The organism is Frigoribacterium sp. CFBP 8751, from assembly GCF_014841545.1.
Classification (GTDB): domain Bacteria; phylum Actinomycetota; class Actinomycetes; order Actinomycetales; family Microbacteriaceae; genus Frigoribacterium.
Genome location: NZ_JACYUB010000001.1, coordinates 248,492 through 261,000, shown reverse-complemented (window position 1 = coordinate 261,000; position 12,509 = coordinate 248,492). Strand labels below are relative to the sequence as shown.

Sequence of the window (12,509 nt, the reverse complement as noted above, 5' to 3'; positions counted from 1 at the left end):
GCGGCAGCGGTGTGGTGCGACGGCGGCGGGGCCGCGGGCGGTCAGACCGCTTGCGTCCCCGGGCCCTGGCCGTTCTCGTCGTCGGCGGGCGGGACGGTGCACATGCGTTCGGCGACGATGCCGGCCACCAGCAGCCCCACACCGCCGACGACGGCGACGATCGCGGGCACGAGCGAGCCTACAGCGACCCCCACGCCACGCGAGAGGACGAACAGCAGGACTCCCCCGGCGAAGCCGCCGAACAGGGCGCCGGACAGGCTGCTCGCCTTGGCCAGCAGCAGCACGCGCGTCGCGTAGTAGGGGTCGACGCGCTCCTTGCTCGACCCGGTCGCGACGCGGTGCACGGGCACGGCCATCGAGACGACGACCCCGCCGATGCCGAGCAGCACGAGGCCGAGGGCGACGGGCAGCACGATGGACGGCTGACGCATGGCGACCAGCACCGAGTCGAGGACGAAGCCGGCGGCCACGGCCACGATGATCAGGCCGACCAGGGTGGAGGGGCGGGTGTGCTTCACGGGGCTCCTGGGCTGGGGTCGGTGGTCGGGTCGTGGGCGGACCCGTGGTCGGACGGTGCGTCGGTCAGCGGAGGGTCGGGCTCGGGGTCAAGCAGCGAGGTCGCCCCCGGCACGGGCCTCGTGCGCTCGGTGAGGCGGGACGCGAGGTCGGCGACCAGCCCTGCTCCGGCGAGCCGCGCCTCCGGGTCGAGCCGGAGCCAGGGCTCGAGCACGAACGCGCGCTCGGCGGCGCGGGGGTGCGGCACCTGGAGGCGCTCGGTGTCGATGCGCTCGTCGTCGAGGGCGACGACGTCGAGGTCGAGGGTCCGGTCGCCCCACCGCACGTCGCGGGTGCGCCCGTGCGTGGCCTCGATCGCCTGCAGCGCGTCGAGCAGGGCGTCGTCGTCGAGCGTGACGTCGGCGAGCAGCACGGCGTTGAGGTAGGTCGGCTTGCTCGGATCGAGGCCGTCGAGCGTGACGGCGGTCGACGACACGGGGGCGGACGCGGCGACCACCGTGATGCCCGGCGTCGCGTCGACGGCCCGGACGGCGTCGCGCAGCAGGGTGTCGCGGTCGCCGAGGTTCGAGCCGAGGGCGATCACCGCACGGCGGACGCGCGGCACGCTCACGCTCAGCACGCTCACGCTCGCTCCCGGCTGATGGTGATCGACACGTCGCCGAACGGCACGGTGATGGGGGCCCCCGGCTTGTGCACGGTGACCTCGGTGGCGACGGCCGCTCGGTGCGCGAGTACGACGCCGGCGAGGCGCTCGGCGAGGGTCTCGATCAGGTCGACCGGGTCGCGCTCGACGGCGGCCACGATCTCTTCGGCCAGGACTCCGTAGTGCACGGTCTCGCCGAGGTCGTCGCCGGACGCCGCCGGAGAGGTGTCGAGGTGCACGACGACGTCGATGACGAACTCCTGACCGTCGCGGCGCTCGTGGTCGAAGACGCCGTGGTGGCCGGTGGCCCGCACGCCGCCGAGACGCAGCACGTCGAGGCCGCGGGCACGGAGGGCCGGCACGCCGGCCGGACCGGTCGTGGCGACGGAGTCGTGCTCGCGCCCGGGCAGGCCGTCGGGCCCGGTCGCGCCGCCGCTCACGCGTGCCTCGCCGGTCGTCGGGGAGCCGCGGCGGCTTCGGTCCAGGCCTGCAGCACGTCGAGGGCCGCCCGGGTGCCGGCGACGTCGTGCACGCGCACGCCCCAGACGTCGGCCTGCGCCGCCAGCACGCTGATCACGGCGGTCGCGGGGTCGCGGTCGACGGGCGGCGCGCCCTCGGGCAGGAGGTCGGCCAGGAACCGCTTGCGCGACGCGGCGACGAGAACGGGCAGGCCGAGGCCACCGAGCACGTCGAGGTGGGCCAGCAGCTGCCAGTTCTGGGTGGCGTCCTTCGAGAATCCCAGGCCGGGATCGAGGACGATCGTCGACGGGTCGACGCCCCGGGTCACGAGGTCGTCCACCCGTGCGGCGAGCTCGTCGGCGACGGTGCCGACGACGTCGCCGTCGTAGTCGCGCGACGCCGCGGAAGGTGCGTGCCCCGAGCCGTCGAGTCGACCGCGCCAGTGCATGACCACGAAGGTGCGGCCGCTCTCGGCGACGACCCGGGCCATGTCGACGTCGGCGAGACCGCCCGACACGTCGTTGACGATCTCGGCACCGGCCTCGAGTGCGGCGGCGGCGGTCGACGCGTTCATCGTGTCGATGCTGACGCGCACCCCCTCGGACGCGAGCTGACGCACGACCGGCAGCACTCGACGGAGCTCGTCGGCCGGCTCGACGCGGGCGGCACCGGGCCGGGTCGACTCCCCGCCGACGTCGACGATGTCGGCCCCCCGCGAGACGAGGGTGCGGGCGTGGGTCAGGGCGGCGTCGAGGTCGAGATGACGACCGCCGTCGCTGAACGAGTCGGGCGTGACGTTGAGCACGCCCATGACGGCCGGGCCGGGTCGTCGGACGGTGGACCGGTCGCGCGAGCGTCGGAGGACCGGCTCAGGAGGCGCGGCGTCCGGCCCCGGGCCGGTCGCGACCCGGTCATGCACCGCCGGTGCCGCGTGCGAACCGCTGCGCTGCCGCTCGGGTCGTGGCCGGGCCTCGAGCACGGGGTCGGCCTCGTCGAACGACCGCTCGTGCAGCGGCCCCTCGAACCGGCCACCGGCCACCAGCCGACGCCCCGAGCGGCCGGCGGGAGCCACGGCCGCCGAGGTCTCGGCAGGGGCGGGGCCGGGATCACCGGTCGCGGGGCGGACGGCGGCAGCCACGGCGGGCGGCTGCGCGGCGACGGGCACCTCGGCGGGGAGGCTGGTCGCGGGGGTCGTCGCGGGCGTGTGCGTGACGGGCGGCAACTGGGCCGGAGGACGGACGGCCGCGGTCTCGTTCTGCGCCAGGACGAGTCGTCCCTGCGTGATCGGACCCGCGGCGAGCCCGTCGGCGGCCGCCCGGGCAGAGGCGGGTGGCGCGTCGACCACGACGTCCGCCGGGTACCGCTCACGACCACGAGGACGCTTCGACGGGGCGTCGCCACCCTCTCGGGCCGCAGTGGTCGGACGGATGTCGTCACCGGACGCGGCGGGGGTGCCGCGGGACGGGTCGGTCACGAAGCGGTACCTCCGTTCGGTGCTCGGGACGAGCCCTCAGGCTAGCGACCGGCTGCGCCTCGGCGCAGCCGGTCGGGCCGGTCGTGCGTCAGGCCGTGGCGATGCCGGGCGTCGTGCGGGGCGGGCGCGTGCGGGCCGGCTTGGTCGTCGGCTCGGAGTCGACGCCCCCGTCGACGGCTTCGGCGTCGACGGGCGACTTCGTCGGCATGGGGATCGCCGGGCGGTCCGACACCGGACGCTTGTCGCTCGAGAGCCACTGGGGACGCTCGGGGAGCTTGCGGACGTCCTTGAAGATCTCGGCCAGCTCGTCGTGGTCGAGGGTCTCTTTCTCGAGCAGCTCGCGGGCGAGGAAGTCGAGCACGTCGCGGTTGTCGTTGATGACCTGCCACGCCTCGTCGTGCGCCTGCTCGAGCAGCACGCGCACCTCGGCGTCGACCGTCTCGGCGATGTTCTCGGAGTAGTCGCGCGAGCTGCCGTCGCGGCCCATCATCATCTCGCCCGACGCCTGGCCGAGCTTGACCGAACCGACCTTGTTGCTCATGCCGTACTCGGTGACCATCTTGCGGGCGGTCGCCGTGGCCTTCTCGATGTCGTTCGAGGCGCCGGTGGTCGGGTCGTGGAAGACGAGCTCTTCGGCGACACGACCGCCCATGGCGTACGTGAGCTGGTCGAGCAGCTCGTTGCGGGTGACCGAGTACTTGTCTTCGAGGGGGAGGACCATCGTGTAGCCCAGGGCACGACCGCGGGGCAGGATCGTGATCTTGGTCACGGGGTCGGTGTGGCGCATCGCCGCGGCGGCGAGGGCGTGACCACCCTCGTGGTACGCGGTGATGAGCTTCTCGTGGTCGTTCATGATGCGGCTGCGGCGCTGCGGACCGGCCATGACGCGGTCGACGGCCTCGTCGAGGGCGCGGTTGTCGATCAGCTGCGCGTTCGAGCGTGCCGTCAGCAGGGCGGCCTCGTTGAGGACGTTGGCCAGGTCGGCACCCGTGAAGCCGGGCGTCTTGCGGGCCAGGACCTCGAGGTTGACCGAGGCGGCGAGGGGCTTGCCCTTGCCGTGCACCTCGAGGATCTGCTTGCGGCCGTCGAGGCCCGGAGCGTCGACGCCGATCTGGCGGTCGAAGCGACCGGGGCGCAGCAGGGCCGGGTCGAGCACGTCGGGACGGTTGGTCGCGGCGATCAGGATGACGTTGGTCTTGACGTCGAAGCCGTCCATCTCGACCAGCAGCTGGTTGAGGGTCTGCTCGCGCTCGTCGTTGCCGCCGCCGATGCCGGCACCGCGGTGACGACCGACGGCGTCGATCTCGTCGACGAAGATGATCGCCGGGCTGTTCTGCTTGGCCTGTTCGAACAGGTCGCGGACGCGGCTGGCGCCGACGCCGACGAACATCTCGACGAAGTCCGACCCCGAGATCGAGAAGAAGGGCACGCCGGCCTCGCCGGCGACGGCGCGGGCGAGCAGGGTCTTGCCGGTGCCGGGAGGGCCGTAGAGCAGCACGCCCTTGGGGATGCGGGCGCCGACGGCCTGGAACTTGGCCGGCTCTTTCAGGAACTCTTTGATCTCTTCGAGCTCTTCGATCGCCTCGTCGGCCCCGGCGACGTCGGTGAACATGACCTGCGGCGTCTCTTTCGAGGCCAGCTTGGCCTTGGACTTGCCGAACTGCATGACCTTGCTGCCACCGCCCTGCATGGACGAGAGCAGGAACCAGAAGATGACGCCGATGATCAGGAACGGCAGCAGGATGCTGAGCAGCGACATGAACCAGCTGGTCTGCGTGACGGTGTCGTCGAAGTTCTCGAGGTTCGCATCGGTGACGGCGTCGACGACCTCGGAGCCACGCGGCGTCGCGTAGTAGAACTGCTCGGCCTTGTCGCCGTCCTTCAGGACGAGGTCGACGCGCTGCTCGTTGCTGAAGATCGTCGCCGACTTGACCTTGTCGGTCTGGATCGCCTCGAGGCCCTTCTGGGTCGAGATCTGGGTCGTGCCCGCCCCACTGATGAGGCTCCACCCGATGCCGATGCCGATGACCGCGATCACGATGTAGATGATCGGACCGCGGAAGAGTTTCTTGAAGTCCATGTCAGTACGGGCGACGCCCGACACCTTTCTGCAGGAAGAACGTGAGCAAAAGGGTACATCGGGGCTGCTATGCCCTGGATGGGTGTTCGCCGAGGGCTTGATCGGCCCCGCCCGGGAGCGGACCGCTAGCTGTAGACGTGCGGGGCCAGCACCCCGACACCGCGCAGGTTGCGGTACTTCTCGTCGTAGTCGAGGCCGTAGCCGATGACGAAGTCGTTCGGGATCTCGAAGCCGACGTACTTGACGTCGACGGCGACCTTGGCGGCGGCCGGCTTGCGGAAGAGCGCGAAGATCTCGACCGACGCCGCCCCGCGCTTCTGCAGGTTCTCGAGCAGCCACGACAGCGTCAGGCCCGAGTCGATGATGTCCTCGACGATGATGACGTCGCGGCCGTGCAGGTCGCTGTCGAGGTCTTTGAGGATGCGGACGACACCCGACGACTTGGTGCCCGAGCCGTACGACGAGACGGCCATCCAGTCCATGGCCGAGGCCAGCTTGAGCTCGCGCGAGAAGTCGGCCATGACCATGACGGCGCCCTTGAGGACTCCCACCAGCAGCGGCTCGCGACCGACGTAGTCGGCCTCGACCTGCCGGGCGACCTCGGCGATCTTGGCGTGGATCTGCTCTTCGGTGTAGAGCACGCTGGTCAGGTCGGCCTCGATGTCGCTGAGTTCCATGGTGGTGTCGTGCTCCTGGGGTCGTGGGGTGCCGAGGGGGGTCTCAGGAGGCGCCGGTCGCCGAGAAGTGCAGCGCGCCTCCGGTGCGTTCCACTGTAATGCCCGGCAGCGACACCGCCCCCTGCCCGTGCCAGTCCGTCACCAGCCGGGCGACCTCGAGGGTCTGGACGCGGCTGAGCGAGACCCCGAACTCGCTCTGCACCGCGAGCCGGATCAGTCGCTGGCGCAGGGCCGCCGGGTTCGCGGCGAGCCCCCGGACGTCGAGCGAGATGCCCGCCTCGGCGTGGTCGGCCAGTTCTTCGGCCAGTTCGTCGGCGAAGTGGTCGAGGGCGGACGAGTCCTCGCGCAGCGCGTCCGCCGTGCGCGCCAGGGCCTCGGTGATGCCCGGGCCCAGCTCGCGCTCGAGCATCGGCAGGACGGTCCGCCGCAGCCGCACCCGCGTGAAGGTCGGATCGTCGTTGTGCGGATCGGCCCAGGCCTCGAGGCCGGCGTCGGTGCACGCCGCCGCCGTGGTCGAGCGGCCGACGGCCAGGAGGGGGCGGGCGTACAGGCCCGAGCGCGCCTCCATGCCGCTCAGGCTCGTCGCACCGCTGCCCCGGGTGAGGCCGAGCAGCACCGTCTCGGCCTGGTCGTCGCGGGTGTGGCCGAGCAGCACGGTGCGGGCGCCCTGCTCGGCGGCGACGGACGCGAGCGCGTCGTAGCGGGCCGTGCGTGCCGCCGCCTCGGGGCCGCCCTCGGTGCCGACCGTGACCCGGACGACGACGACGGGGTCGAGCCCGAGGCCGCGGGCCTGCTCGGCCGCACGTGCGGCGACGGTGCGCGAGTCGCCCTGCAGGTCGTGGTCGACGACGACCGCGCCGGCGCGCAGCCCCGCACGCGGCGCCTCGAACGCGAGCCCCGCGGCGAGCGCGAGGGAGTCCGGCCCGCCGCTCAGCGCGACGAGCACGAGGTCGCCCTCGTCGTGACCGGACAAGGAGGCGCGCACGGCACGTCGGACGTCGGCCGTCGCGGGGGTCAGGCGGGGTCTGTCGGGCATCTTGTAACGTTAGCGACACCGCCGACCCGTCGGGTCGGACCCCCCAACGACGCATCGCAAGGAGCACACCCATGGCCGCGTACGACGCCGTGATCGAGATCCCCAAAGGCAGCCGCAACAAGTACGAGGTCGACCACGAGACCGGTCGCGTCTACCTCGACCGCGTCCTGTTCACCGGGTTCGTCTACCCGACCGACTACGGCTTCTTCGAGAACACGCTCGGCCTCGACGGCGACCCCGTCGACGTGCTCGTGCTGCTCGACTACCCGCTCTTCCCGGGCGTGGGCGTCAAGGTGCGTCCGGTCGGCGTCTTCAACATGACCGACGACGGCGGCAGCGACGCCAAGGTCATCGCCGTCCCCGCGAAGGACCCGCGCTGGGAGCACATCCAGGACGTCACCGACGTGCCCGAGTACCTGCGCAAAGAGATCGAGCACTTCTTCGAGCACTACAAGGACCTCGAGCCCGGCAAGTGGGTCAAGACCGAGGGCTGGGGCGACGCCGCCGAGGCCGAGGCCATCGTCGAGGCCGGCATCACGAAGTTGGCCGACGAGGGACACTGACCTCCCGCACCACGGCATGACGTAGGGCCCGACACCACCTGGTGTCGGGCCCTACGTCGTGCCGCCGTCCGCGGACGGTGCCTACAGGCGGATGCCGCGGTCGGCCATGAACGGCTGCGGGTTCTGCGCGACGCCGCCGACGCGGGTCTCGAAGTGCAGGTGGCAACCGGTCGAGTTGCCGGTCGAGCCGACGTGACCGATCTGCTGGCCGGTGCCGACGGCCTGCCCGACGCTGACCATGATGCCGCCGTTCGGCTGGTGGCCGTACCCGGTCGTGAAGCCGTTGCCGTGGTCGATCAACACGAAGTTGCCGTAGCCGCCGTACCAGCCGGCGTAGGTCACGACGCCCGCGGTCGCGGCGTAGATCGGCGAGTTGCAGCCCGCGGCGAGGTCGGTGCCCGCGTGCAGGATGTACGCGTGCGTCACCGGGTTGACGCGCATGCCGAAGCCGCTCGAGATGTTGCCGCCGGCCGGGCGGGTCCAACCCTGGGGCGAGACGACCCCGAGGGCCGTGCCGGCGGTCGCCGCCGCTGCGGCGGCCGCGGCCGCCCGGGACTCCTCGACGCCCTTCTGGTACTCGGCCTCGGTGTGGTCGACGTTGGTCTTGAGGGTCTCGAGCTGGGCCTGGAGCCGCGCCTGGTTCTCCTGCTGCGCGGCGAGGGCGTCGCTCGCGGCCTGGGCGGCGTCGTTCGCGTCGGCCAGGGCCTTCTGCGCGGTGTCGGCCAGCACGGCGAGGGCGGCCTCGGCGACGGCGGCCTGGTCGCTCAGCCCCTGGGCGGTGTTGCGGTCCTGGGTGGCCTGCGAGTAGATGCCGTCGGCCTGCTCGGTGAGCTTGCTCATCGCGCCGAGCTTGTAGAGCAGCTGCCCGGCCTCACCCGGGTCGGCGATCAGGCTGCCGCTGACGCCGTTCGTGCCACCGGAGCGACCGAGCTGGGCGGCGAGCTGACCCGCGCGCTCCTCGCTGGCGGCGGCCACCTCGTCGGCGGCGTCGGCCTGCGACTGCAGCTGCGCGGTCTTGTACTGGGCGTCGTCGTAGGCGGACTGGGCCTTCTGCAGCTCGTCGCCCCGCTTCTCGGCCTCGGCGTTCTTGGCGTCGAGGTCCGACTGCATCTGGGTGAGGATGCCCTCGAGGTTGGTGATCTCGGCCTGCTTCGCGGTCTCGTCGCCCCGGGCCTTCTGGACGTCCTCCCACGAGGGGTAGGAGGCCGCGTGGGCCGACGACGCGGGCAGTCCGACGACGCCCGCGGTGAGCAACAGGGACGCGGCGGCGATCGAGACGACGACGCGGGCGAGTCGCGACGACGGCGCGAGGGGACCCGACGTGAGGCTCGCCAGGCGGGCTCGACCGGGTCGGCGGGTGGTGGTCATCGAGTGGGTCCGATTCGTCGTGACGGCGTCGAGTCCGTGAACCGGTGGTCGCCGTGTGGGACACGGTAACCCGGGCGCGCGATCCCGTACAGCACCGCAGGCGGTGGCGACGGGCGGGCCGACCCGGGGGCGGGCCCGAACTCTCAAGAACGACTTGAAACTAGCCTCCGCTCCGACGATCGCCGGGCAATCGCGACGGAGTGGCGGGCGAGTCGCGTGACCAGAACGGGGGACGAGGAGGCGCGCGCGTCGATCCACGCCGCCCCCGTTTTGCTTTTGCCCGCGATCATCCGTATGCTCTGTGATCGGTTGCTATGACGTCCTCGGACACGGCCCCATCGTTTAGTGGCCTAGGACACCGCCCTTTCACGGCGGCAGCACGGGTTCGAATCCCGTTGGGGTCACCAGCGACACAGCACCGAGGCACCACCTGCACCAATCACAACAGAACATCGAGTACGCTGTCTCACAGCAGCAAGTTTGGCCCTGTAGCGCAGTTGGTTAGCGCGCCGCCCTGTCACGGCGGAGGTCGCCGGTTCAAGTCCGGTCAGGGTCGCCAAGGCGAGTTCATCGCCTGGGGGCTTCAGGCCCTCACGGCTGGGTAGCTCAGTTGGTAGAGCGTTCGACTGAAAATCGAAAGGTCCACGGATCGATGCCGTGTCCAGCCACAGAAGGCCCCGCTCAGGCGGGGCCTGACTCGTTTAACGGCGGGACGGCCGCGTGAGCATCGGACACGACCCCGCGGTCGTCTCCCTCCGCAGCCGCTGGCTCGACCCGCTCGTCGCCGGCCTCGCGGCGCTGCTGCTCGGGGCCGCCTTCAGCTGGGTGCCCTCGTACTGGAGCGACGAGGCGACGACGCTGCAGGTGGCGCGCCTCCCCCTCGGCGAGTTGCTGGCGTTCGTGCACCAGCGCGACGCGGTGCACACGGTCTACTACCTCGTCATGCACTTCTGGATCGGCGCCTTCGGCGAGGCCGAGGTGGCCGCGAGGTTCCCGTCGGCCGTCTTCGTCGGGGCCGGGGCCGCCGGTGTGCTCGTCCTGACGCGCATGCTGACGACCCGTCGCACCGCGCTCCTGGCCGCGGCGATCTTCGCGGTGTTGCCCCGCTTCACGCTCGAGGCCGCCGAGGCGCGTCCCTACGCGCTCTCGGCCGCGCTGGCCGTCTGGGTGACCGTGCTGCTGCTGGTGGCCTCCCGGCGTCACCGTCGACGCTGGTGGATCGGGTACGGCGCCGTCCTCGCCGGGTCGATCGCGACCTTCGTCCCCCTCGGCCTGATCATCGTGGTGCACGGCGTCTTCCTGCTGCTGGCGCCGGCACAGCGCCGACGTCGGGGAGCCCGCCACCGCCTCCTCGGCTGGTCCGTCTCGACCGGGGCGGCCCTGTTCGTGACCTCGCCGGTCATCGGGACGGTCCTCGCCGAGCGCTCGCGCCTCCTGGGGGTGGCCGACCCGTCGACGGGTGCCGACGTCACCTGGTGGACGGTCCTGGTCGAACCGTGGTTCGTGACGGGCCTGGCGTTCGCCGTCGTCTCGGCGGTCCTGCTCATCCTGCTCGGCACCCGCCTCCGCGACCGGTCGAGGACGCCGGGCAGCGTGGTGTTGCTCGGCGCGCTCTGGGTCGCGCTGCCCGCCGGACTGCTGCTCGCGCTGGGGCTCGTCCTGGCGCCCGTGTACACGTCGAGACTGGTGACCTTCTCGGCGCCGGGCATGTGCCTGCTGCTGGCGGTCGCCGTCACCGGCTTCCGGCGGCGCTGGATCAGCATCGCCCTCGTCGCCCTGCTGGTGACGGCCTCGGTCCCGACCTACGTGCTGCAGCGGCTGCCGACCGGCAAGGGGGGCGGCAGCGACCTCTCCCAGCTCTCGAGCTACATCGAGAGCCAGGCCCGTCCGGGCGACGCGTTCCTGCTCGACGCGACCGGCACCGTGTCGACGCGACCCCGTCAGGCGATCTACGCCTACCCGGAGCGCTTCGCCGAGCTCGACGACGTCGCCTTCGTGCGGTCGGGGCTGCCATCGGGCTCGTACTCGGACGTCACCCTGCGTCTCGACGACGAGGACGACGCCGTCGAGCTGGCCGACCGGCTGACGTCGGTCGACCGCCTGTGGATCGCACGTCTCTCGGTCGACGTCCTCAGCGAGGCCGACCTGCGCCAGCTGCGCGACGAGGGCTACGAGATCCGGCAGGAGCACCGCACCGGACGCAGCGTCGTCTACCTCTTCGCGCGACCACCGGCCTGACGGTCAGCGACGGAGCTCGAGGGTGCAGCACTTGACGCCGCCGCCACCGAGCAGCAGTTCCGAGAGGTCGACGCCGATCGGGTTGTAGCCCCGCTCACGCAGCTGCCGCTCGAAACCGGTCGCCCGGGCGGCGATCACGACGTTGTAGCCGTCCGAGTACGAGTTGAGCCCGAGGATGGCCGCGTCCTCCTCGCTGACGAGGATCGCATCGGGGAAGCGCTGCCGCAGGATCGCCAGCGAGGCGTCGTCGAACGCGCTCTCGAGGTACGCGATGGTGTGGCGGCCGTCCACCGGCTCGGGGTCGAGCACGGCGATGGCGGTGTCCAGGTGGTAGAAGCTCGGGTTCACGAGGGTGAGGCTGACGACCTCGCGCCCGAAGACGCGACCGATCTCGTCGTGCGAGCTCGAGTCGCTGCGGAAGCCGGTCCCGGCCAGGATGACGTCGCCGACCAGCAGGAAGTCCCCCTCGCCCTCGTTGGTCTCGGCGGGCTCGGCCACCTCGAAGCCGGCCGAGGCGAACCAGCGCATGTAGGCCGGGCCCTCGGCCTGGCGCTCGGGGTAGGTGAATCGTGCACCGTACGCGACGCCGTCGAGGACGAAGCCGCCGTTGGCCGCGTAGACCATGTCGGGCAGGCCCTCTTCGGGGTCGATAAGCTCGACGTCGAACCCGAGGCCGACGTAGGTGTCGTAGAGGGTCTGCCACTGGGCCAGCGCCAACGAGGTGTCGGTCGGCTGCGTGGGGTCCATCCACGGGTTGATCTTGTAGCTGACGGTGAAGTGCTCCGGTCGGCACATCAAGATGGTGCGGTGGCTCGCCACGCGGGCGGCGTCCCGTCGGGCGGTCGCGTCGGGCAGGTCGGAGGGTTCGATCGTCAGGCTCACCGGATCAGTGTCACATCGCGAGCGCGCACGAGGACGGGCTCTCGCGCAATATTCTTGCGTATTTGTCAGCTTCGATGCATCTTATCCGCGTACCATGCTGTCGTGGACAATCTCGACTACGGCATCATCGACCTCCTGCGCCAGAACGCCCGTGCCGGGTACGGCGACATCGGCGCCTCGGTGGGCCTCAGCGCCTCGGCGGTCAAGCGCCGCGTCGACCGCCTGGTCGCCGACGGGGTGATCAAGGGATTCACCGTGCAGGTCGACCCCGCCGTGGACGGGCTCGGCACCGAGGCCTACGTCGAGCTGTTCTGCCGCGGCACCGTCTCGCCCCAAGAACTGCAACGCATCCTCGGCACGGTGCCCGAGGTCGTCGACGCCGGCACGGTGACCGGCAGCGCCGACGCCATCGTCCACATGCGCAGCCGCGACATCCCGTCGCTCGAAGAGGCCCTCGAACGCGTGCGCAACGCCCCGAACGTCGACCACACGCGCAGCGCGATCGTGCTGTCGAAGCTCATCAGCCGCCGCTCGGCCTGACGGCGACCTGACGGCGGCCCGACTGCGGCCCCA

The 12,509-nt window shown here is 71.5% G+C and carries 12 protein-coding genes and 3 tRNA genes; 6 read left to right on the top strand and 9 right to left on the bottom strand.

Annotated elements, in window-relative coordinates:
- Positions 1 to 41: 41 nt before the first annotated feature.
- The 7 genes from IFT88_RS01345 to tilS all read right to left on the bottom strand — a co-directional run bounded on the left by IFT88_RS01345 (position 42) and on the right by tilS (position 6,885).
- Positions 42 to 518, bottom strand: a complete 477-nt coding sequence (locus IFT88_RS01345; RefSeq protein WP_043595812.1) for a DUF3180 domain-containing protein — start codon at positions 516 to 518, stop codon at positions 42 to 44.
- Positions 515 to 1,126 (bottom strand): 2-amino-4-hydroxy-6-hydroxymethyldihydropteridine diphosphokinase, encoded by a 612-nt coding sequence (folK, locus tag IFT88_RS01340; protein ID WP_342212043.1) that lies wholly within the window; start codon positions 1,124 to 1,126, stop codon positions 515 to 517. Before folK ends, IFT88_RS01345 begins: the two co-directional genes overlap by 4 nt.
- Before the next feature lie 11 nt (positions 1,127 to 1,137).
- Complete coding sequence (folB, locus tag IFT88_RS01335) at positions 1,138 to 1,599, bottom strand: dihydroneopterin aldolase (RefSeq protein ID WP_342212042.1); 462 nt, start codon at positions 1,597 to 1,599, stop codon at positions 1,138 to 1,140.
- Positions 1,596 to 3,092 carry a dihydropteroate synthase gene (gene folP, locus IFT88_RS17525; protein WP_342212041.1) on the bottom strand — a complete coding sequence of 499 codons (1,497 nt, stop codon included), beginning with the start codon at positions 3,090 to 3,092 and terminating at the stop codon, positions 1,596 to 1,598. Before folP ends, folB begins: the two co-directional genes overlap by 4 nt.
- 88 nt (positions 3,093 to 3,180) lie before the next feature.
- Positions 3,181 to 5,172, bottom strand: coding sequence for an ATP-dependent zinc metalloprotease FtsH (gene ftsH, locus IFT88_RS01325; protein ID WP_043593237.1), 1,992 nt, complete (start codon positions 5,170 to 5,172; stop codon positions 3,181 to 3,183).
- Between the two features lie 125 nt (positions 5,173 to 5,297).
- The gene (gene hpt / locus IFT88_RS01320; protein WP_043593236.1) at positions 5,298 to 5,849 is read right to left on the bottom strand and encodes a hypoxanthine phosphoribosyltransferase; all 552 of its coding nucleotides are present in this window, start codon (positions 5,847 to 5,849) and stop codon (positions 5,298 to 5,300) included.
- A gap of 43 nt (positions 5,850 to 5,892) precedes the next feature.
- Entirely contained in the window at positions 5,893 to 6,885 is a 993-nt protein-coding gene (gene tilS / locus IFT88_RS01315; protein WP_137847891.1) for a tRNA lysidine(34) synthetase TilS, read from the bottom strand.
- 71 nt (positions 6,886 to 6,956) lie between these two features.
- Here tilS and ppa point away from each other — a divergent pair, with 71 nt between their 5' ends.
- A complete protein-coding gene (ppa, locus tag IFT88_RS01310) occupies positions 6,957 to 7,448 on the top strand; it encodes an inorganic diphosphatase (protein ID WP_043593233.1) in 492 nt (163 codons plus the stop codon).
- An 81-nt stretch (positions 7,449 to 7,529) separates the two neighbouring features.
- Here the strand turns inward: ppa and IFT88_RS01305 are convergent, their stop codons facing one another.
- The gene (locus tag IFT88_RS01305) at positions 7,530 to 8,816 is read right to left on the bottom strand and encodes a M23 family metallopeptidase (RefSeq protein ID WP_192118446.1); all 1,287 of its coding nucleotides are present in this window, start codon (positions 8,814 to 8,816) and stop codon (positions 7,530 to 7,532) included.
- Positions 8,817 to 9,147: 331 nt separating this feature from the next.
- Here IFT88_RS01305 and IFT88_RS01300 point away from each other — a divergent pair.
- From IFT88_RS01300 to IFT88_RS01285, 4 genes are all read left to right on the top strand, one after another.
- Positions 9,148 to 9,223: transfer RNA gene (locus IFT88_RS01300), tRNA-Glu, on the top strand.
- A gap of 75 nt (positions 9,224 to 9,298) precedes the next feature.
- Positions 9,299 to 9,375 (top strand) — tRNA-Asp (locus IFT88_RS01295).
- Positions 9,376 to 9,411: 36 nt separating this feature from the next.
- Positions 9,412 to 9,484 (top strand) — tRNA-Phe (locus IFT88_RS01290).
- A 52-nt stretch (positions 9,485 to 9,536) separates the two neighbouring features.
- Complete coding sequence (locus tag IFT88_RS01285; protein WP_056228132.1) at positions 9,537 to 11,054, top strand: glycosyltransferase family 39 protein; 1,518 nt, start codon at positions 9,537 to 9,539, stop codon at positions 11,052 to 11,054.
- 3 nt (positions 11,055 to 11,057) lie between these two features.
- Here IFT88_RS01285 and ddaH read toward each other — a convergent pair whose 3' ends face one another.
- Entirely contained in the window at positions 11,058 to 11,936 is an 879-nt protein-coding gene (ddaH, locus tag IFT88_RS01280; protein ID WP_342212040.1) for a dimethylargininase, read from the bottom strand.
- 102 nt (positions 11,937 to 12,038) lie between these two features.
- Between ddaH and IFT88_RS01275 the strand changes: the two genes are divergently transcribed.
- Positions 12,039 to 12,476 (top strand): Lrp/AsnC family transcriptional regulator, encoded by a 438-nt coding sequence (locus IFT88_RS01275; protein ID WP_043593232.1) that lies wholly within the window; start codon positions 12,039 to 12,041, stop codon positions 12,474 to 12,476.
- The last annotated feature ends 33 nt before the right edge of the window (positions 12,477 to 12,509 follow it).

Coding starts and splice junctions, on each gene's coding strand:
- ftsH (WP_043593237.1), bottom strand. CDS start 5,172: ATGGACTTCAAGAAACTCTTCCGCGGTCCGATCATCTACATCGTGATC.
- hpt (WP_043593236.1), bottom strand. CDS start 5,849: ATGGAACTCAGCGACATCGAGGCCGACCTGACCAGCGTGCTCTACACC.
- tilS (WP_137847891.1), bottom strand. CDS start 6,885: ATGCCCGACAGACCCCGCCTGACCCCCGCGACGGCCGACGTCCGACGT.
- ppa (WP_043593233.1), top strand. CDS start 6,957: ATGGCCGCGTACGACGCCGTGATCGAGATCCCCAAAGGCAGCCGCAAC.
- IFT88_RS01305 (WP_192118446.1), bottom strand. CDS start 8,816: ATGACCACCACCCGCCGACCCGGTCGAGCCCGCCTGGCGAGCCTCACG.